The organism is Polaromonas sp. C04, assembly GCF_002002705.1.
Lineage (GTDB): Bacteria > Pseudomonadota > Gammaproteobacteria > Burkholderiales > Burkholderiaceae_C > Rhodoferax_A.
Genome location: NZ_MUNS01000020.1, coordinates 419,745 through 438,857, shown reverse-complemented (window position 1 = coordinate 438,857; position 19,113 = coordinate 419,745). Strand labels below are relative to the sequence as shown.

The following is a 19,113-nucleotide window of genomic DNA, read 5'->3' as shown; positions in this document are numbered from 1 at the left end:
AACGACGGGGAGGCGCACTTGCCCGCTGATGCGCTGGGTCACGCCGCCTGGAGCGCCATCAGGCTGACGCTGGAACTGGCGGGATTGACCACGCTGATCCTGCTGGTGCTGGGCACGCCGCTGGCCTGGTGGTTGTCGCGCACGCGTTCCTGGTGGAAAGGCCCGGCGGGTGCGCTGGTGGCGCTGCCGCTGGTGCTGCCACCCAGTGTGCTCGGTTTTTATCTGCTGGTGACCCTGGGGCCGAACGGGCCGCTCGGCCAGCTGACCCAGTCGCTCGGGCTGGGTGTGCTGCCGTTCACCTTTGCCGGCCTGGTGGTGGGCTCGGTGCTCTATTCCATGCCGTTCGTGGTGCAGCCGATCCAGAACGCGTTCGAGGCGATCGGCGAGCGGCCGCTGGAGGTCGCGGCCACGCTGCGCGCCTCAAAACTCGACACGTTTTTCAGCGTCGTGCTGCCACTGGCCAAACCGGGTTACCTGACGGCCACCGTGATGGGCTTCGCGCACACCGTGGGCGAGTTTGGCGTGGTGCTGATGATCGGCGGCAACATCCCCGACAAGACGCGCGTGGTGTCGGTGCAAATCTACGACCATGTCGAAGCACTGGAATTCACGCAGGCGCACTGGCTGTCGGCCGGCATGGTGGCATTTTCGTTTGCCGTACTGCTGGGCCTGTACACGCTGAACCCCACAGGGCAGCGCAAAACCGGATTGAGCCGGTGAGCACCGACGGCCATCCCGCGGTGCTGGCGCGCCTGCAACTGAACTACGCCGACTTTGCGCTCGACGTCGATCTTGCCCTGCCGGGACGCAAGGTCAGCGCAATGTTCGGCCCCTCCGGTTCGGGCAAAACCACCTGCCTGCGCGCCATCGCGGGGCTGGAGCGCGCCCGGGGCGGCTATGTGGAAGTCAATGGCGAGGTCTGGCAGGACGATGCGCGCGGCCTGTTCGTGCCCACGCACCAGCGCGCGCTGGGTTACGTGTTCCAGGAGCCCAGCCTGTTTGCACACCTCACGGTGGCCCAGAACATGACATACGGCATGAAACGGGTGCCGCCGGCACAGCGGCGCGTGTCGCTGGCACAAGCGGTGGAACTGCTGGGCATGGGGCCCTTGATGCAGCGCTCGCCGGCCACACTGTCGGGCGGCGAGCGCCAGCGCGTGGCCATTGCCAGGGCACTGGCCACCAGTCCACGCATCTTGCTGATGGACGAGCCGCTGGCTGCACTGGATGCCAAACGCAAGGCCGAAATCCTGCCCTATCTGGAACGGCTGCACGGCGAACTCGATATTCCCGTGCTGTACGTCAGCCATGCGCCGGACGAAGTTGCCCGGTTGGCCGATCACATGGTGCTGCTGGGCGCAGGCAAAGTGGTCGCCAGCGGTGCCACCTTTGATCTGATGACGCGGCTGGACCTGCCGCTGGCCCACGGCGACAGCGCGGGCGCCGTGATCACCGCCACCGTCGCCCGCCACGAGGCCGGCTATCACCTGACGCTGGCCGATTTCTCTGGTGGACAGCTCAGCCTGCCCCAGCAAACGATCCAGGTGGGTCACGCCATCCGGGTTCGCATTCAGGCGCGCGACGTCAGCCTCACGCTGCAGCGGCAATCGGGCACCAGCGTCCTCAATATCCTGCCGGCCACCATCATGGCACTCGCCAGCGACAGTCCCGGCCAGGTCATGGTGCGGCTCGATGCGGGCGGCAGCCCGCTGCTGGCCCGCATCACCCGCAAGTCGGCCGACGCGCTGGCGCTGGCGGTGGGTCAGACGGTGTTTGCGCAGATCAAGGGCGTGGCCATCCTGGGATAGGCCGCAGAGGCGGCCCCTGACCACATCGTGAAACGCCGGGGGCAAAGCAGTCGCGCACCCTACTGGGTTACCCGGATGCGCTTCAAGTTTGAAGTGCCCAAAATAAAAAACTCAAAAATTTGGAGACACACCATGATGGTGAAATTTGTTCCACTTCACTCTTCCTGCCCACTGGGCAAGCTTCTGGGTGCGGCCACCCTGGCGTTTTGCGCGAGTGTCCCGACACTGGCTTTTGCCGCCGATCCTCCCATCAAGATCGGCGTGATCGCGGAGGCGCAGGCGATTGCAGGAGCTTCGATTCCGCAGGCAGCGCAGATGGCCGCCGATGAAATCAATGCCAAGGGCGGCGTCGATGGGCGCAAGATCGAAATCGTCACGTACGACAATCACAGCTCCTCCGCCGATTCGGTTCGCGCATTTCAGCGCGCGGTCAACGAAGATAAAGTGGTTGCGGTGATCGGCAGCTACATCAGCGAAGTGGTGCTGGCGCTGGAGCCCTGGGCGGCGCGCCTGAAGACGCCGTTCATCACGCCGGGCGCCGCCTCCAACGAAATCAGCCTGAGTGTGCACAAGGACTACGAGAAAAACAAATACACCTTTCATGGCTACCTGACCTCCGCCGCCCTCGCACACTCGGTCTGCGACGCCGCCAAGGAACTGCTGGTCGACGGCAAGCACATGAAATCCGCAGTCATCATGAGCGAAGACGCGGCATGGACCAAACCACTCGACGTGGCATATGAAGAGTGCCTGCCCAAGATTGGACTGAAGGTTCTCGATCACATCCGTTTCTCGCCCGACACGACGGATTTCACCCCCATCTTCAGCAAGATCGAGGCCGCCAAGCCCGACGTCATCATCACCGGTATTTCGCATGTCGGTGTCCAGCCCACGGTGCAGTGGAAGACGCAGCAGGTACCCATTCCCATGCTGGGGATCAGCTCGCAAGCGTCCAACAGCACCTTCTGGAATGACACCAACGGCGCGGCCGCTGGGGTCATCTTCCAGGCAGTGTCCGCGCCCGACGCCGCCGTCACGCCAAAAACCTTGCCGTTCAGCGACGGCTTCAAGAAGCGCTTTGGCAACTTTCCCTCCTATGCGGGTTACACCGCGTATGACGAGGTGTACTTCATTGCCGACGCCATTCATCGCGCCAAATCAACCAATGCGGACAAGCTGGTGGCAGCGCTTGAAAAGACCGACTGGGAAGGCACGATTGGCCGCGTCCAGTTCTACGGCAAAGATGACCAGTTCACACACTCAATCAAATACGGCAAGGGCCTGATCACCGGCCTCATGTCGCAATGGCAGGACGGCAAACAAGTCACCGTCTGGCCCAAGGAAATCGCCAAGGGAACGCTCAAATTCCCGAGCTTCGTCAAACTCGGCGCCGGCCTGTAGTTCCGACCATCGCCATGCGCCGGGGCCCGCTCCGGCGCATCGCCGTGCCCTTTTCCCAACACGTTGAGGCGGCCTGCTTGCCGGCCATTCCAGATGCTTGCCTTACAAATCCTGATTGACGGTTTTGCCATCAGCGCGCTGTACGCGCTTGGAGCCACCGGCTTCACCCTGATCTTCGGGGTGTCTGGCGTCCTCAATTTGTCGCATGGTGCCGTCATGGTCACGGCTGCGGTGGCCGCATGGGCTGCGGGAAATGTGCTTCACCTCGACACCTATGCGGGTGCGCTGGTGGGGCTGCTGACGGCACTGATCGCCGCGCTCGCCACCTACTTCGCGGTCGTCCAACCGATCCAGCGCTCCAGGCGTATCCCCAACGAAGAAAAAGAAATCTTCATCCTGACCGCGACGCTGCTGTGGGGGATCATGCTGCAGGAGCTGATTGCCTATTTCTTCACCAACAATGCCAAAACCGTTCTGCCCATCGTCGAGGGAGTGGTTTCCATCCTGGGCGTGCGCACGCCGAAGAATGAAATCTTCACTGCCATCATCTGCTGGATGGTGATCGGTCTGCTGTGGCTGCTGGTGAACCGGACCAAGATGGGGAAAACCGTGCTGGCGGCCTCGATGAATCCGCGTGGCGTCACCCTGCTCGGGCACGAATTGACCCATATCTACATTGTGGTCTGGGCGATCTACGGCATTCTGGCCGGCATCGCCGGCGTACTGCTCGGCATGTTCCTGGGCGTCAGCTCCTACAGTGTCGGGCCGCTCACCGCGAGCGCCTTTTCCATCGTCGTGCTCGGAGGTCTTGGCAGTGTCTCGGGGTCGTTGATTGCCGCCTATGTGGTCGGCTATCTCGAAACGATGACGGCCTATCTGATATCGCCCGCCTATCGAACAATTCCCGCGCTGCTGCTGCTCATCGTCGTCATGTATATCAGGCCGCAAGGCCTGCTGGGGAGAAGATAGCCATGCGAAGCCGGATCAGGTCACCCTTCCTGTGGGTCACGCTGGCAGTGCTCGCCATTGCCGCGACGTTGCCCTGGTATGTGTCAGCCTATATCCTGGGGCTGCTGACGGTTGCCTATTATTTTGGCGTATTCGCCATGAGCTGGGATCTTTTGTTCGGCTTTGCGGGCGAGGTCAATTTTGGCCCGACCTTTCTGATTGGCGTGGGAGCCTACACGGCCGGAATCCTCAACAGCCACTATGGTCTTGAACTCTATCTATGCGTTGCGGCCGGCGCCCTGGCCGCGGTCGTCGCGGGCTTCGTGCTGGCGCTGCCGGCGCTGCGCCTGCGCGGGCCGTATTTCGGACTGACGACACTGGTGGCGGTCCTGATCCTGCAAAGTTTCGTCGTCGTGTTTGCGGACCTCACGGGCGGCGAAATCGGACTCACGATCCCGGATGTGCTCTCCATCGATGCCGGCGTCAATTACTGGATCGCACTGGGCTTCATGGCACTGAGCGGCGCCATCCTGTTCGGGCTGGCGCAGTCGCCGGTCGGCCTGATTTTGCAGGCCAGCGGACAGGATCCCGTGCAGGCCGGCGCACTGGGCTTCAACATCATCAAACACAAGCTCGCCGCCTTCATCGTCAGCGCATTTTTTTCCGGGCTGGCGGGCGCCCTGCTGGTGTTCTACATGGGAACCGCGTCGGTCGGCACGGTGGTCGATATTGCCGTAGGCGTCCAGGTGATCGTTGCCGCAGTGCTGGGGGGGCGGCGCACGGTGCTGGGCGCCGCCCTGGGGGCGATCTTCCTGATCGTCGCCGGCGAATTCCTGAGACCAACCGGAGAGCTCGCGACCTTCATCGTGTCCAGCGTCGCCCTGCTCGTCATACTTTTCTTCCCGAACGGTTTTCTGGGCGTTGTCCTGTCGCGAGGAACCCGGTCGTGACGCCCGCCGCACCAGCCGCCCCCATTCTCGAGGTCCGCGGACTTACCAAGACCTTTGGCGGCCTGACGGCCGTCAAGAACCTGAGCTTCAGCCTCACGGCCGGGGAAATCTTCGGGCTGATCGGGCCCAACGGCTCGGGCAAATCGACCGCCATGAAAAGCATCATGGGGATCGAACGCCCCACGGCAGGCCAGGTCCTCTTCCGGGGGGAAAACCTGGCCGGGCTTGCGGCCCACAAGATCGCCCGGCGCGGATTCGGCATGGTATTCCAGCACTCGCGGCCCCTGAACCGGCAGACGGTGCTTGAAAACATCATGGTGGCGCTGCTGCCCGACAGCTTGCTGAAGGTGTTTGCGGACCCCTCGTTGACGCAACACGCCAGGCAGATCGCGCAGCGCGTGGGCCTCGGCCCGGTACTGGATCGCCGGCCGCCCACGCTGGCGTTTGCCGATCTGCGCCGTCTTGAGTTGGCCAAGGCCATTGCGCGAGATCCCAAGGTCGTTCTCGTCGACGAGCCCTTCGCGGGTCTGACGCTCGCGGAGGTCGGCGTCTTTTCCGAGTTGATACGCAGCTTTCGCGATGAGGGCCGCGCGGTGCTGCTGGTTGACCACAACGTGAAGAGCGTCTCGGCGCTCGTCGATCGTGTGCTCGCGATGTACCTGGGCGAAGAGATCGTGACCGGCCGCGCCGACGAAGTCATGCGCAACGAGACCGTGCGTCGCGTCTACCTCGGCGGCGCCATCGAAACCTCGGCGCGCCCCGAAACCAGCTTCAAGGACAAGATCCCGTTGCTGCAGGTCGAAAACATCAGCGTGCATTACGGCAAGGCACAGGCGCTGGAAAACGTATCGATCCACATCCATCAACGCGAATTCGTCTCGATCGTCGGACTCAACGGCGCCGGCAAGACAACCCTGTTCAACACCATTTCCGGCTTCCTGCCCTATACGGGAGACATCGTGCGGGGCGGACAGCGGCTGCGCGGCCGGACACCAGCCCAGATCGCGAAGAGCGGCATCGTGCAGTGTCCGGAGACGCGGGAGTTGTTCGGCGAAATGAGCGTGCGCGAAAACCTGGACCTCGGGGGCCAGCATCTCGACGACGCGGAGCGGGAAACGCAGCTCGCGTGGCTGTTCGAGCTGTTTCCCATCCTGCAGGAGCGCCAGGCGCAGATGGCGCAAACGCTCAGCGGCGGCGAGCAGCAAATGCTGGCCATCGGGCGCGCCCTGATGATGAAGCCGGAGATCCTGATTCTCGACGAGCCCACACTCGGACTGGCGCCCGTGATTCTCGAGCAGCTCTCCAAGGCGCTCGAAAAGCTGCGGCAAACCACGCCCATCACCGTTCTGCTGGGAGAGCAAAACGTGACGTTCGCCCTGCCCCACGCCGACCGCGTCTATGTGCTGGAACACGCGCGCATCGTCTGGGAAGGCGACCCGGGCCGCTTTGCCAAGGAGGCGGGCGGCGATTACCTTTGAGGCGGCTCAAGACCTGAAGGCGGCGGACCGAAGCCAAAGCGCCTGAACACCGCCTGCGCAGGCGGCGCCATCAGGGCCTGCGCGAACTGGACAGCGGATGGCTGCGCAGTGGTGCGGACCGTCAAGCCATAGGCCGCACCGACCTGCAGCACGGGCGGGAGTTGCACCACCTTGAGCCACGGAACTTCCTTTTGCGCGGCCATTGCGTTGGTGCAATAGGTCAGGAACACGTCGGCCCGGCGCTGCTCCATGATCCAGGCATAGGTACCGCGGCCGGGCGGCGGCTTGGGCGAATCGGCCCCGCCCGTAAGTTTGAGCGCCTTGGCGTCCAGCACCGCGTAGGCGCCGGGCTGTATCTCGTCCGCCTTGCGAAACAGCGCCCAGGCATAGTCGCCCGACGGGTCGGCCTTGGGTGTGGAGGTCCCCACCCGAATCGCAGGGCGCAGCAGGGTCCCCAGCAGCGTCGCGGGTGCGGCGTTGACCTGGTCGCTGGTCAGCGCACACAGGGCGTTGCGCACCAGCACCGTGGGCGCCTGCCAGCCGTGTTCGGCCGCCAGACGCTGGGGATGATCCATATCGGCGGAGGCAAAGACTTGCGCCGCTTCCCCCTTTTCAATGCGCTCGCGCAGCAACCCAGAGGCGCCGAAGGTCAACGCCACCGCCTGGCCGGTGCGCGCTTCGTAGTCGCTGGCGATGAGCGTGAGCGCCTCGCGCAGGCTGCCCGCCGCATACACCTGCACGGCCGCCGGCGCGCGGGGTGGCGCTTCAGCAGTCACAGGCGCCTTGCTGCTGGCGCAACCCACCAGCATCGCTGTGACGGCCGCCATGGCGGCACCCCGAAATAGAAGTCTCATGATGTGCGGTCACTGGGTGGCGTCGGGGAAAAAAAGCTGCTGCCCTTCAATTTTGTAGCCGGCAATCGTGGTCTGCCCGGCGGGCGAGATGACCCAGTCCACAAACTTTTGCGCTTGCGGCACTTTGACTTGCGGGTGCTTGGCAGGATTCACCACCATCACGCCGTACTGGTTGAAGAGTTTGGTGTCGCCTTCGACCAGCACCGTCAGGTCCCCGCGGTTCTTGAAGCTCAGCCACGTGCCGCGATCCGACAACACATAGGCGCCGGTGGACGACGCGATGTTCAGCGCCGGCCCCATGCCGCAACCGCACTCCTTGTAGCCCGTGCCCTTGTGGTCCGCCAGGCCGGCCTGTTTCCAGTAACGCCGCTCGGCCGCATCGGTGCCGCTCTTGTCGCCGCGCGAGATGAAGCTGGCATTGGCGGCGGACAGCTTTTTCAGGGCCTCAACGATATCGCGGCCCTTGACCTTGGCGGGGTCGGCGGCCGGCCCGATCAGCACAAAGTCGTTGTACATGACGGGAAAGCGCTTGATGCCGTAGCCCTCGGCCATGAATTTTTCCTCGGCGGCCTGGTCATGCACAAACACCACGTCGGCATCGCCGCGCCGCGCCATGTCGAGCGCCTGACCGGTGCCCACGGCTACCACCTTGATATCGATACCGCTGGCTTTTTTGAACGCCGGCAGGAGATAGCCAAACAGACCCGACTGCTCGGTCGACGTGGTCGATGCCATCACGATGGTCTGCGCATCCACCGCTGCTGCCGGCTGCGCGCCGGCGCTCCACGATGCTACCGAAAGCGTAGCTGCAAGCCCCCACCGGACAAGGGCTGCAGCACGAAAATGCTTGAAAAGATGGTGGCATGTGACAGATGTGCGTGATTTCATTCGAGTTCTCCTTTGACAAACAATTGGGCCGCCGTGGACACTTGCTGCAGGCGGTTGGGGTTAAAAAACTCATGCACCGGCAAGTCGGCCAGCAACTGCCCGCGCTCCAGGTAAAGCACGCGGCTGGCCAGACGCTTGACCTGACCCAGGTTGTGGCTGGCAAAGATGATGGTCATGGCCCGGCCGTCCTGCCCCGATGAAAATTCGGCCATCAAAGCCTCCACCTCGCGCTTGGCGTGCGGGTCCAGGCTGGCCGTGGGCTCGTCGAGCAGCAGCACATCGGGCTGCAACGCCCAGGCCCGCGCCAGCGCCAGCCGCTGCTGCTGGCCGCCCGAGAGGGTACGGGCGTTCTGGTCGGCGACGCGGGCCAGTCCGACCCGGCCCAGCGCCCGCAGCGCCTGCGCCTTGGCATCGCCCCAGCGCACGCCGCGCAGCCACAGACCCAGCGCCACATTGTTGCGGGCGGACGTACGCAGCATGTGCGGCCGCTGGAACAGCATGGCCTGGCGCACCGCGGCGTCGCGCTGGATGTGCCCGGTGCTGGGCGTGGCCAGTCCATGCAACAGGCGCAGCAAGGTGCTCTTGCCACTGCCGTTGGCCCCAATGAGCGCCACCCCTTGCCCACTCTGGATGTTCAGCTCTACTTTTGAGAGCGCTGCCAGATCTCCAAAACGGACATCGACCCCCTGGAGCTGGAACAACGGGCTCATCGGGTCCCCTGCGCGCAACGCGCTGCGGTATTCGACTTGGCTCGCGCCTTCGGACGGCCACGCAGCGCTCATTGGATAACCTGCGCGCGACGCGCTGCGGTATTCGCCTTGGGAACGGCCCGGCGGCTCATGCCGCCCCCACGCTCGCCCACTGCGCGTGGCTCGCTGCCCCCCAAGGGGGCCTTCACGCCTTCGGACGGCCGGGCGGCGCTCATGCCGGCAGCACCCGCGCCACGTCGTAGCCGCCGTCGAGGCGCTCGCGCCAGCGCAGCAGCAGCGCAATCACGACGTTCAAGCCCAACACCACGCCCAGCAGCACCAGGCCCAGGCCGAGCGCCAGCGGCAAATCGCCCTTGCTGGTTTCCAGTGCAATGGCGGTGGTCATGACGCGGGTGTAGCCATCGATGTTGCCGCCGACAATCATCACCGCACCGACTTCCGAGACGGCGCGGCCAAAGGAGGCGATCAGCACGGTAAGCAGCGCATAGCGTTCGTCCCAGGCCAGCAACAGGCTGCGCATGAGCGGCCCGGCGCCCATGGAGCGCAGTTGCTCGCCGTGCGCCCGCTCCGCATCCTCCACGGTCTGGCGCGTCAGCGCGGCGACCACCGGCAGCACCAGCACCGTCTGCGCCAGCACCATGGCCTTGAAGGAAAACAGCCAGCCGAGAAAACCCAGCGGGCCGCTGCGCGACAGCAGCAGGTAAACCGCCAGCCCGACCACGACGGAGGGCAGCGCGAGCAGGGTGTTGAGCACGGTCAGGATGGCGCCGCGGCCCGCGAAGCGCGCAACGCCGAGCCAGGCCCCCAGCAGCAGACCCAGGCCGCTGGCCAGCACGCAGGCACTGCCGCTCACGGCCAGCGAGCGGCTCACAATGGTCAGCAGACCGTGATCGAAGTTGGAGATAAGTAGCAGCGCGGTGACCACGCTGTCGGTAAAAGATGGCATAACTTGCGGTATCGTAAGCGTCCCCACCTTCTGCGACCATATGAAGTTCCGTGCATAGGCTCCAGTTCCACTACACCCTTGGCCGCGAGGATGGAGCCGGCCGCGACGCCACCAGCGGCCCCGCCCTGATCCGCAACCCCCTGATCGATCTGCTGCAGGCCGTGGCGGCGCACGGCTCCATCTCCGCCGCGGCGCGCGGGCTGGGCCTGTCCTACCGGCACGTCTGGGGTGAGCTCAAGCGCTGGGAGAGCGAGCTCGGCAACGAGCTCATCATCTGGGAAAAAGGTCAGCCGGCAATACTGAGCGAATTCGGGACCAAGCTGATGTGGGCCGAGCGCCAGGCGCAGGCGCGCCTGGCGCCGCAGATCGAGGCGCTGCGCAGCGACCTGGAGCGCGCCTTCGCGGTGGCGTTCGACGACAGCGCCCACGTGCTGACGTTTTACGCCAGCCACGACACTGCCCTGGCCACGCTGCGCGACTATGCGCGCTCGCAGGAGGCGGCGCGCGGTGCGCTGCACCTGGACATCCGCTTCACCGGCAGCGTGGATGCGATCCGCGCGCTCAACGAGGGCCGCTGCATGATGGCCGGCTTTCACACGCAGCTGCGGCCCGGTGCGCACTCGCTGGCCGAGCGCACCTACAAGCCGCTGCTGCAACCGGGCCTGCACAAGATCATCGGCTTTGCGCAGCGCACCCAGGGATTGATGGTGGCCCCGGGCAACCCACAAGGACTGACTTCACTGCAGGATTTGCAACGCAGCGGCGCGCGCTTTGTGAATCGTGCCCTGGGGACGGGCACCCGCGTGGTCCTCGACGAACTGCTGGCACAGGCCCGGCTCACGCCGGCCGACATCGCGGGCTACGAGCACACCGAACCTTCGCATGCCGCGGTGGCCCATGCCGTGGCGGCGGGCCAGGCCGATGCCGGGCTGGGCATCGAAGTGGCCGCGCGCGCGCGCGGTCTGGGCTTCGTGCCCCTGGTGCAGGAGCGTTACCACCTGGTGTGCCTCAAGTCCGCCCTGGCGCAGCCCGGGCCGCAAGCGTTGCTGCAGCTGCTGCGCAGCGCATCGTGGCAAACGCAACTCAATGCCATTGCGGGGTACCGCGCCGCGCAGAGCGGCGAGGTGCTGTCCATGCGCGAAGTGCTGCCGTGGTGGGACTACCGCAGGCCCAAAGCCCGGCCACGCGCCAGCGGCTGACGCCCGGGCCACGCCACGCTCAAGCGGCGCAGGATCGAAACCCGACAAAAAGATCGTCGCGCGCGGGCGGCGCAAAGCCACGGAACTTGGGATGCTTCATGCGCGCGCGGGTGGCAAACGAGGCACCGCGCAGCACCCGGGCCAGCCCGAACCACGGCAACGAGTACTGTTCCCACGGATCGGCCCTGAAGCCGGGCCAGGGTTTGAACGTGCCGGCCGTCCACTCATGCACGTCGCCCCAGCGAAAGCCGCGTCCCACCGCCGTGTGGGCGGCGATCTCCCACTCCACCTCGGTCGGCAGCCGGCGCCCGGCCCAGCGGCACCAGGCGTCGGCCTCCCACCAGCTCATGTGCATGGCCAGCTGGTTGCCGGCCATGCGCGCCGGTTTGCCAAAACGCGTTTGCATGACGGCCCCGCTGGCCACGCCGATCTGGTCCACATAACGCGGGCCGCGCCGGCCCTCGGCCTGCGCCAGCGCTTGTAGCCAGTCCCAGCCCTGCGGCTGCCACAGCTCGGGCCGGTCATAGCCGCCGTCATCGACAAACTCCACGAGTTGCGCCCAGGTCACGGGCTGTGCATCGATTTCGAACTCGGGCACGGGCACTTCATGGGCCGGCTTTTCGTTGTCGAAGGCAAACCCTTCGGGCGCCGAGCCCAGCATCCAGCGGGTGGCGGGAACCAGCAGCGGCTCGCGCACCGGCAGCCCGCCCAGCGCGTCGATCGGCAGGCCGATGCCCAGCGTCTGCGCCATCGTGATCAGTTGCTCGCCGCGCAGGTCTTCATGAAACAGCGCCAGGCGATAGAAGTACAGCGCGCGGTCTTCGTCCGGCGCCTTCTCCAGCAGCTCCAGCGTGCCCTCCAGCGTGTCGAGCAGGTAGGCCCGGGTAGCGGCCAGGTCGGGCAGGTCCAGGGTCCAGCGATCGGCCGGCACCGCCTGTTGCGGGTTCCACCAGCGGTCGGCCTGCGGCTCGATCGAGGCCAGGTGCGTGGGCTCGTGCGGGCAGTCACTGCCCAGTGCGCGCTGGGTATTGCGCCCGATCCAGAACTCGGCAAACCAGCCGATATGGCCTGCCAGCCACGCCAAAGGTTCGGCCTCCGCAGACTGGGTGACTACCATTTTTGTAGCACCCAGCGCTTTCTCATACAGGGCCAACAGGTATAAAGTGTGATTGCGCGCATCCATCAGCGCAAGCGACAGCAGGTCGCGCCCGGCGCGGCGCATGTCGGGCGAGTCGATCGAGGCGGGGCTGGCCCGAGGGTAGGCAAACGGCATGGCTCATTATTCACCCATGTGTGAACCCACCCAAGCCCCTCGCCCCCCTGCCAAGGCAGGCGGTGTTGCGAGATGTAAAATTGCCGGCTAACCTTTCAACCTGCATTCATAAAGGATCTTGAAATGAGACAAAAAGCTTTCGCAAATTCGCTCCTCGCGCTGGCGCTCGCCGCCGGCTTTGGCGCCAGCGCCTACGCGGCCGACATCAAGCTCGGCGTGGCCGAGGCCCTGTCGGGCGGCGCCGCGCAATACGGCATTTCCATCCGCAACGGCTTCCAGCTCGCCGCCGATGAGATCAATGCCGCGGGCGGCGTGAATGGCGACAAGCTGCAACTGGTGATTGAAGACGAACAGGGCAAGAAGGAAGAGGCCATCAACGTCTTCAAGAAACTGATTTTCCAGGACAAGGTGCTGATGGTGTTCGGCCCCACGCTGTCGAACTCGGCCCAGGCGGCCGACCCGATCGCCCAGGCCGCCAAGACCGTGGCCTTTGGCACCTCGAACACGGCCGATGGCATTACCTCGATTGGTGACTACATCTTTCGCAATTCGGTGACCGAAGCCGACGTGCTGCCCGAGACCCTGCGGGTAGCCATCAAGCACGCCAACATCAAGAAGGTGGCGGTGATGTACGGCAACGACGACGTGTTCACCAAGAGCGGCTACGACAACTTCAAGAAGGCACTCGAAGACCTGAAGATTCCGGTCACCACGACCGAGACCTTCGCCAAGGGCGACGTCGATTTCAAGGCCCAGTTGACCAAGATCAAGGCCGGTAACCCGGACGCCATCGTGCTGTCGGCACTCCTGGCCGAAGGCGCGCCCATCATGGTGCAGGCGCGTCAGATCGGCCTGAATGTGCCGTTCATCGGCGGCAACGGCATGAACTCGGTCAAGGTGTTCACTCTGGCCAAGGGCAGCTCGGACGGCCTGTATGTGGGCAGCCCCTGGTCGGCCAGCAACGACAGTGCGGAAAACACCAGCTTCATCAAGGCCTTCCAGGACAAGTTCAAGGTAGCGCCCGACCAGTTTGCGGCCCAGTCCTACGACGCCATGCACATCCTGGTGCAGGCGCTCAAGCAGGTCAAGCTCAGCGGCGATCTGGCCGCCGACCGCAGCGCGCTGCGCAATGCGCTGCCCAACGTCAAGTGGACCGGTGCCACCGGCGCCTTCCAGTTCCATCGTGCTGTTGACAAGGCTGGAAAGCCCGCCGGTTATGACGCGCAACAAAAGGCGATCGTCAGCGTGACGAAGGGCGACAAGTTTGTGATCGAGAAATAATTGCAGTGATCCGTCAGACGGCGCGGCCTTTCGCGCCGTCTTTTTTCTTGCCGGCGCACTAGTGCGCCTTGTCCGGGACACCCCATCGTGCTGGAACAGCAACTTGTCAATGCCTTGTCACTCGGGAGCGTTTACGCCCTGTTTGCACTGGGCTTCACGCTCATCTTCGGCGTGCTGGGCGTCATCAACCTGTCGCATGGTGCGGTCTATATGGTCGGCGCGTATGCGGCTGAACAGGCCGTGGCGCACCTCGCGTTGCCGCTGTGGGGAGCGCTGCTGTTTGCCTTCGGATTCAGTGGCTTTATGGGCCTGCTCATCGACGTCCTGGTGCTGCGCCCGCTGCGCGCACGCAATGCACCGCACCTGATTCCGATGATTGCCACCATTGGTGTGGGCATCATCCTGACCAACGGCATCCAGGGCATTTTTGGCGCGGAGAACCTGCGCTTTCCGCTGGGCCTGGTGCCGGACACCACCTTGAGCCTGGGCGGCTTGAGCCTGACGGCGCTCGATCTCGGCATCATCCTGCTGTCCTTCGTGCTGATGGCCGTGCTGCTGCTGGCCCTCAAGAAGACCCAGCTCGGGCGCGCACTGCGTGCCATTGCCGAATCGCCCAAGGCGGCCTACCTGCTGGGTATCAACGTCGAGGGTTTGTTCTACCTCACCTCCTTTGTCGCGGCCGGGCTCGGCGGCGTGGCGGGTGTGTTGATCGGCCTGTCTTCCAATGCCCTGTACCCGCTGATGGGCAAGTCCATGCTGGAAAAAGGCATCGCCGTGATCATCCTGGGCGGCATGGGCGACATCCGCGGCGCGCTGATCGGCGGCCTGTTCCTGGGCTTTGCCGAGGTGCTGTCGGTGGCCTATATCGGCTCGAGCATGCGCGACGCCGTGGCCTTCGGCCTGCTCTTCCTGATTTTGCTGGTGCGGCCCAAGGGGCTGTTCGGCACCCTGCAGGAACGCAAGGTCTGATCATGGACTGGTTCAACAACTTCTGGTCGATCTACAGCAACCTGGTGCTCTCGCTGGGCACGAATGCGCTGCTGGCCCTGTCCATCTACCTGACGCTTGCCTGCGGCATGCTGTCCATCGCCAATGCGGCCTTCATGGGCATCGGGGCCTATACCTCGGCGCTGCTGACGATGAACTACGGCGCGCCGTTCCCGGCCGTGCTGGCCGCCGGCATGGCGGCACCCGCGCTCATGGCCTTCATCATTGGCAAACCCACGCTGCGGCTGTCGGGCGTGTACCTGGCCATGGCGACCCTGGCCTTTGGCGAGGTGGTGCGCATCGCGCTGCTCAACGCGGAGTCCATCACGGGCGGCGCGCTCGGACTCAACGGCATCCCGCAACTGACCCAGTGGTGGCATGTGGCGCTGGCCCTGGTGCTCACGCTGGCCCTGCTCTGGCGGCTGCGCCGCTCGCGCGTGGGGCGCGCCTTCGAGTCGATCAAGGAAGACGAAACCGCCGCGGGCCTGATGGGCATCGACGTGGGCGCCTACAAGATGCTGGCGTTCGTGCTGGGCGCAGCCATTGCGGGTCTGGCGGGCGCGCTCAACGCGCACCTGACCTTTTTCATCGGCCCGGGCGAATACGGCTTCGACCGCGCGGTGGACATCCTCACCATGGCCATCCTTGGCGGCATCAGCAACCTGACCGGCCCCGTGATCGGCGCCGTGATCCTCACGCTGCTGCCGGAGCTGCTGCGCGCGTTCAAGGACTTCCGGGGCGTCGTGAACGGCTTCATCCTGGTGCTGATCGTGCTGTTCCTGCCCAAGGGCATCTGGGACCCGGCGCGCTTCCGCCAGTGGTTTGGCAAACGCGGGTGGCGGGCATGAGCGCCGCCGGGCCGTCCCAAGGCGTGAGGGCCCCCTCGGGGGGCAGCGAGCCACACGCAGTGGGCGAGCGTGGGGGCAACACCTTGCTAAGGCTGGACGCGCTGTCGCGCCACTTCGGTGGCCTCAAGGTGCTGCAGGACGTGAACCTGGAGATCCCGCAGGGCGGCATCTTCGGCCTGATCGGCCCCAACGGCGCGGGCAAGACCACCGTCTTCAACCTGATCACCGGCCTGCTGCCACCCACCAGCGGGCGCATCGAGTTCAACGGCCAGAATCTGGCGGGGCGCACCCCGCACGACATCACGCGCTTGGGTCTGGCCCGCACCTTCCAGAACATTCGCCTGTTCAAGGACATGTCGCTGCTGGAGAACGTGATGGTCGGCTTCCATGCGCAGCTCAAGTACGGCTCGCTCGGCCTGCTCGCCAGCTCCGGACTGTTCCGCAGCGAGGAGCGCCGGGCCCGGGCGCGCGCGCAGGAGCTGCTGTCGTGGGTCAAGCTGGACCACAAGGCGAGCGACAAGGCCGACAACCTCTCCTACGGCGAGCAGCGCAAGCTGGAGCTGGCGCGCGCGCTGGCCACGAATCCCAAACTGCTGCTGCTGGACGAGCCGGTGGCCGGCATGAACAGCAGCGAGAAAGTCGAGCTGATGGTGGAGATCCGCAACATCAGCGCGCGCGGCTACACGATTTTCATGATTGAACACGACATGCGCTTTGTGATGGGCCTGTGCCAGGACATCGCCGTGCTGAATTTTGGCCGCATCATCGCGCGCGGCGCCCCCGACGCGATCCGCAACGACCCGCAGGTGATCGAGGCCTACCTGGGCCGCGAAGAGGACGAAGCCAGCCTGGACGCCACGGGAGCAACCGCATGAGCGCCGTGCACGAAGTGGCCAGCGCGGGGGCGACCACACGCGCACCTCTCTTGCAGGTCAGCGGTCTCAAGGTCGCCTACGGCAAGATCGAAGCGGTCAAGGGCATCGACCTGGAACTGCACGAGGGCCAGATCACCACGCTGGTGGGCGCGAACGGCGCCGGCAAATCAACCACCCTGCTGGCGCTCTCGGGTCTGGTCAAGAAGGCTGCGGGCCGCGTCACGTTCGATGGCCGCGATTTGACAAAAATGGCGCCGCACAAGATTGTCGCCAGCGGCGTGGTGCAGGTGGCCGAAGGGCGCGCTACTTTGAGCACCCTGACGGTGCGCGAAAACCTGGAACTCGGTGCCTACACGCGGCGCGACAAGGGCGGCCGGGCGCACGACCTCGACTACGTCTTCAACCTGTTTCCCGTGCTCAAGGAGCGCGCCGGCGGCCTGGCGGGCAACCTGTCGGGCGGCGAGCAGCAGATGCTCGCGATTGGCCGGGCCCTGATGGCCAAGCCGCGCGTGCTGCTGCTGGATGAGCCGTCCATGGGGCTGGCGCCGATCATCGTGCAGGACATTTTCCGCACCCTGCGCGAGATCAACCAGGCCGGCCTGACCATCTTCCTGGTCGAGCAAAACGTACGCCAGGCGCTCAAAATCGCGAACCGCGCCTACGTGATCGAGACCGGCAGCATCGTGCTCGCCGGCACCGGCCGCGAGCTGCTGGTCAACCCCAGGGTGCAGGAAGCCTACCTGGGCAGTTGACGGTCACGCTACAGATTTAAGAGCGGGTCGCCCATTCACCACAAGGGCTGAAAAGCGATTCGTTATGGATTTTTCGATACCGGCAGCGTCCAGCCCCTGCAGCGCCATGAGTTTGGCCGGGTCGCCATGCTCGATGAATTTGTCCGGCAGGCCCAGCTGCAGCACGGGCTTGAGCACGCCGGCGGCATTCAGGGCCTCGGTCACGGCACTGCCCGCGCCGCCCATGATGGCGCCGTCCTCCAGCGTGACCAGCGCCTCGTGCCCGGCCGCGACCTGCAGCAGCAATTCGATGTCGAGCGGCTTGGCCCAGCGCATATTCACCACCGTGGCGTTGAGCTTGTCGGCCGCCTGCAGCGCCGGATACAAGAGCGTGCCGAAGACCACGATGGCGATGCCCTTGCACGCGTCCGCCGGATGGCCGGTGGCCATGCGGCGGATTTCGCCTTTGCCGAACGGCAGCGCCCGCAGCCCCGCCTCGGTCGCAACACCGGCACCGGCGCCGCGCGGATAGCGCACCGCCACCGGGTGGTCCTGCTCGAACGCGGTACTCAAGAGCTTGCGGCATTCGTTCTCGTCGGCCGGGCAGGCCACGCTCATGTTCGGAATGCAGCGCAGGAAAGCGATGTCGTAGGCGCCCGCGTGAGTCGCGCCGTCGGCGCCCACGATGCCGGCGCGGTCCAGCGCAAACACCACCGGCAGGTTCTGGATCGCCACGTCGTGGATCAGCTGGTCGTAGCCGCGCTGCAAAAAGGTCGAGTAAATCGCCAGCACGGGCTTGAGGCCCTCGCAGGCGAGGCCGGCGGCGAAGGTCACCGAATGCTGCTCGGCAATGCCCACGTCGTAGTAGCGGCCGGGATAGCGCTTTTCGAACTCGACCAGGCCGGAGCCTTCGCGCATGGCGGGCGTGATGCCGACCAGCCGTGGGTCCTTCTCGGCCATGTCGCACAGCCACTGGCCGAACACCTGGGTGAAGGTTTGCCGCGCCGGCGTGCTGGGCTTTTGCAGCCCGATTGCCGGGTCGAACTTGCCGGGCCCGTGGTAAGCCACCGGGTCGGCTTCGGCCAGCTTGTAGCCCTGGCCTTTTTTGGTCACCACATGCAGGAACTGCGGCCCCTTCAGGTGCTTGATGTTTTCCAGCGTGGGAATCAGCGCGTCGAGGTCGTGCCCGTCGATCGGGCCGATGTAGTTGAAGCCGAACTGCTCGAACAGCGTGGCCGGCAGCACCATGCCCTTGGCGTGCTGTTCCAGCCGCTTGGCCAGCTCGAACAGCGGCGGCGCGGCGCGCAGCACCTGCTTGCCCACGTTTTTGGCGGCATCGTAGAAATGCCCGCTCATCAGCTGCGCCAGGTACCGATTCAGCGCGCCGACCGGCGGGCTGATGCTCATGTCGTTGTCGTTCAGGATCACCAGCAGCTTGCCTTCCGCCACGCCCGCGTTATTGAGCGCCTCGAACGCCATGCCGGCGCTCATGGCGCCGTCGCCGATGATCGCCACCGCATGGCGGTCCTCGCCCTTTTGTTTGGCGGCCAGCGCCATGCCCAGGGCCGCCGAGATCGAGGTGCTCGAATGCGCCGTGCCAAAGGTGTCGTACTCGCTCTCGGCGCGCTGCGGAAAGCCCGACAGGCCGCCGAGCTGGCGCAGCGAGCCCATGCGCTCGCGCCGCCCGGTCAGGATCTTGTGCGGATAGGTCTGATGGCCCACATCCCACACCAGCCGGTCATACGGCGTGTTGAACACGTAATGCAGCGCCACCGTGAGCTCGACCGTGCCGAGGTTGGAGCTCAGGTGCCCGCCCGTTTTGGACACGCTGTCGAGCACATAGGCGCGCAGCTCATCGGACAGCGCCCGCAGTTGCGTGCGCGGCAGCCGGCGCAGGTCGGCCGGGTCGTTGATGGTTTGCAGCAGCGAAGTCATT

General features: G+C 65.2%; 18 protein-coding genes. 12 read left to right on the top strand and 6 right to left on the bottom strand.

The genetic code is table 11. The features are described 5' to 3' along the window. Positions 1-18: 18 nt before the first annotated feature. From modB to B0E49_RS03305, 6 genes are all read left to right on the top strand, one after another. A complete protein-coding gene (modB, locus tag B0E49_RS03330) occupies positions 19-720 on the top strand; it encodes a molybdate ABC transporter permease subunit (protein WP_077560524.1) in 702 nt (233 codons plus the stop codon). Then, on the top strand, positions 717-1,808 hold the full coding sequence (gene modC / locus B0E49_RS03325; RefSeq protein ID WP_174571054.1) for a molybdenum ABC transporter ATP-binding protein: 1,092 nt from the start codon (positions 717-719) through the stop codon (positions 1,806-1,808). The genes modB and modC overlap by 4 nt, the downstream gene beginning before the upstream one ends. Before the next feature lie 132 nt (positions 1,809-1,940). Further along, positions 1,941-3,209: an ABC transporter substrate-binding protein gene (locus tag B0E49_RS03320; RefSeq protein WP_286137772.1), complete on the top strand. Its 1,269-nt coding sequence runs from the start codon at positions 1,941-1,943 to the stop codon at positions 3,207-3,209. Between the two features lie 93 nt (positions 3,210-3,302). Next, complete coding sequence (locus tag B0E49_RS03315; protein WP_077560523.1) at positions 3,303-4,178, top strand: branched-chain amino acid ABC transporter permease; 876 nt, start codon at positions 3,303-3,305, stop codon at positions 4,176-4,178. Positions 4,179-4,180: 2 nt separating this feature from the next. Then, positions 4,181-5,107, top strand: a complete 927-nt coding sequence (locus B0E49_RS03310; RefSeq protein WP_077560522.1) for a branched-chain amino acid ABC transporter permease — start codon at positions 4,181-4,183, stop codon at positions 5,105-5,107. Beyond that, the gene (locus tag B0E49_RS03305; protein ID WP_077560521.1) at positions 5,104-6,585 is read left to right on the top strand and encodes an ATP-binding cassette domain-containing protein; all 1,482 of its coding nucleotides are present in this window, start codon (positions 5,104-5,106) and stop codon (positions 6,583-6,585) included. The genes B0E49_RS03310 and B0E49_RS03305 overlap by 4 nt, the downstream gene beginning before the upstream one ends. Here the strand turns inward: B0E49_RS03305 and B0E49_RS03300 are convergent. From B0E49_RS03300 to B0E49_RS03285, 4 genes are all read right to left on the bottom strand, one after another. Further along, on the bottom strand, positions 6,576-7,412 hold the full coding sequence (locus B0E49_RS03300) for a molybdate ABC transporter substrate-binding protein (protein ID WP_286137771.1): 837 nt from the start codon (positions 7,410-7,412) through the stop codon (positions 6,576-6,578). The two genes, B0E49_RS03305 and B0E49_RS03300, sit on opposite strands and share 10 nt — an antisense overlap. Positions 7,413-7,448: 36 nt before the next feature. Then, on the bottom strand, positions 7,449-8,327 hold the full coding sequence (locus B0E49_RS03295; protein WP_077560519.1) for an ABC transporter substrate-binding protein: 879 nt from the start codon (positions 8,325-8,327) through the stop codon (positions 7,449-7,451). Then, complete coding sequence (locus tag B0E49_RS03290) at positions 8,324-9,037, bottom strand: ABC transporter ATP-binding protein (RefSeq protein WP_077560619.1); 714 nt, start codon at positions 9,035-9,037, stop codon at positions 8,324-8,326. Before B0E49_RS03290 ends, B0E49_RS03295 begins: the two co-directional genes overlap by 4 nt. Before the next feature lie 211 nt (positions 9,038-9,248). Next, positions 9,249-9,983 (bottom strand): ABC transporter permease, encoded by a 735-nt coding sequence (locus tag B0E49_RS03285; RefSeq protein ID WP_077560518.1) that lies wholly within the window; start codon positions 9,981-9,983, stop codon positions 9,249-9,251. Between the two features lie 50 nt (positions 9,984-10,033). Here B0E49_RS03285 and B0E49_RS03280 point away from each other — a divergent pair, with 50 nt between their 5' ends. Continuing rightward, entirely contained in the window at positions 10,034-11,182 is a 1,149-nt protein-coding gene (locus tag B0E49_RS03280) for a substrate-binding domain-containing protein (RefSeq protein ID WP_077560517.1), read from the top strand. A gap of 19 nt (positions 11,183-11,201) precedes the next feature. Here B0E49_RS03280 and senA read toward each other — a convergent pair whose 3' ends face one another. After that, positions 11,202-12,455, bottom strand: a complete 1,254-nt coding sequence (gene senA, locus B0E49_RS03275; RefSeq protein ID WP_077560516.1) for a selenoneine synthase SenA — start codon at positions 12,453-12,455, stop codon at positions 11,202-11,204. A gap of 123 nt (positions 12,456-12,578) precedes the next feature. On the opposite strand from senA, the gene B0E49_RS03270 reads away from it, so the two are divergent. From B0E49_RS03270 to B0E49_RS03250, 5 genes are all read left to right on the top strand, one after another. Then, positions 12,579-13,736 carry an ABC transporter substrate-binding protein gene (locus tag B0E49_RS03270; RefSeq protein WP_077560515.1) on the top strand — a complete coding sequence of 386 codons (1,158 nt, stop codon included), beginning with the start codon at positions 12,579-12,581 and terminating at the stop codon, positions 13,734-13,736. Between the two features lie 87 nt (positions 13,737-13,823). Beyond that, positions 13,824-14,705 carry a branched-chain amino acid ABC transporter permease gene (locus tag B0E49_RS03265; RefSeq protein ID WP_077560514.1) on the top strand — a complete coding sequence of 294 codons (882 nt, stop codon included), beginning with the start codon at positions 13,824-13,826 and terminating at the stop codon, positions 14,703-14,705. 2 nt (positions 14,706-14,707) lie between these two features. Continuing rightward, a complete protein-coding gene (locus B0E49_RS03260; RefSeq protein ID WP_077560513.1) occupies positions 14,708-15,571 on the top strand; it encodes a branched-chain amino acid ABC transporter permease in 864 nt (287 codons plus the stop codon). Positions 15,572-15,654: 83 nt separating this feature from the next. Continuing rightward, a complete protein-coding gene (locus tag B0E49_RS03255; protein ID WP_077560618.1) occupies positions 15,655-16,446 on the top strand; it encodes an ABC transporter ATP-binding protein in 792 nt (263 codons plus the stop codon). Further along, on the top strand, positions 16,443-17,198 hold the full coding sequence (locus B0E49_RS03250; RefSeq protein WP_077560512.1) for an ABC transporter ATP-binding protein: 756 nt from the start codon (positions 16,443-16,445) through the stop codon (positions 17,196-17,198). The genes B0E49_RS03255 and B0E49_RS03250 overlap by 4 nt, the downstream gene beginning before the upstream one ends. Before the next feature lie 3 nt (positions 17,199-17,201). Here B0E49_RS03250 and dxs read toward each other — a convergent pair whose 3' ends face one another. Continuing rightward, positions 17,202-19,112 carry a 1-deoxy-D-xylulose-5-phosphate synthase gene (dxs, locus tag B0E49_RS03245; RefSeq protein WP_077560511.1) on the bottom strand — a complete coding sequence of 637 codons (1,911 nt, stop codon included), beginning with the start codon at positions 19,110-19,112 and terminating at the stop codon, positions 17,202-17,204. Between the last annotated feature and the right edge of the window lies 1 nt (position 19,113).

What these genes read in the sequence shown, in the direction of transcription:
- B0E49_RS03315 (WP_077560523.1), top strand. Translation starts at nt 3,303, where the DNA reads ATGCTTGCCTTACAAATCCTGATTGACGGTTTTGCCATCAGCGCGCTG.
- B0E49_RS03290 (WP_077560619.1), bottom strand. Translation starts at nt 9,037, where the DNA reads ATGAGCCCGTTGTTCCAGCTCCAGGGGGTCGATGTCCGTTTTGGAGAT.
- B0E49_RS03260 (WP_077560513.1), top strand. Translation starts at nt 14,708, where the DNA reads ATGGACTGGTTCAACAACTTCTGGTCGATCTACAGCAACCTGGTGCTC.
- B0E49_RS03285 (WP_077560518.1), bottom strand. Translation starts at nt 9,983, where the DNA reads ATGCCATCTTTTACCGACAGCGTGGTCACCGCGCTGCTACTTATCTCC.
- B0E49_RS03250 (WP_077560512.1), top strand. Translation starts at nt 16,443, where the DNA reads ATGAGCGCCGTGCACGAAGTGGCCAGCGCGGGGGCGACCACACGCGCA.
- B0E49_RS03270 (WP_077560515.1), top strand. Translation starts at nt 12,579, where the DNA reads ATGAGACAAAAAGCTTTCGCAAATTCGCTCCTCGCGCTGGCGCTCGCC.
- B0E49_RS03295 (WP_077560519.1), bottom strand. Translation starts at nt 8,327, where the DNA reads ATGAAATCACGCACATCTGTCACATGCCACCATCTTTTCAAGCATTTT.
- dxs (WP_077560511.1), bottom strand. Translation starts at nt 19,112, where the DNA reads ATGACTTCGCTGCTGCAAACCATCAACGACCCGGCCGACCTGCGCCGG.
- B0E49_RS03300 (WP_286137771.1), bottom strand. Translation starts at nt 7,412, where the DNA reads ATGGCGGCCGTCACAGCGATGCTGGTGGGTTGCGCCAGCAGCAAGGCG.
- senA (WP_077560516.1), bottom strand. Translation starts at nt 12,455, where the DNA reads ATGCCGTTTGCCTACCCTCGGGCCAGCCCCGCCTCGATCGACTCGCCC.
- B0E49_RS03320 (WP_286137772.1), top strand. Translation starts at nt 1,941, where the DNA reads ATGATGGTGAAATTTGTTCCACTTCACTCTTCCTGCCCACTGGGCAAG.
- B0E49_RS03310 (WP_077560522.1), top strand. Translation starts at nt 4,181, where the DNA reads ATGCGAAGCCGGATCAGGTCACCCTTCCTGTGGGTCACGCTGGCAGTG.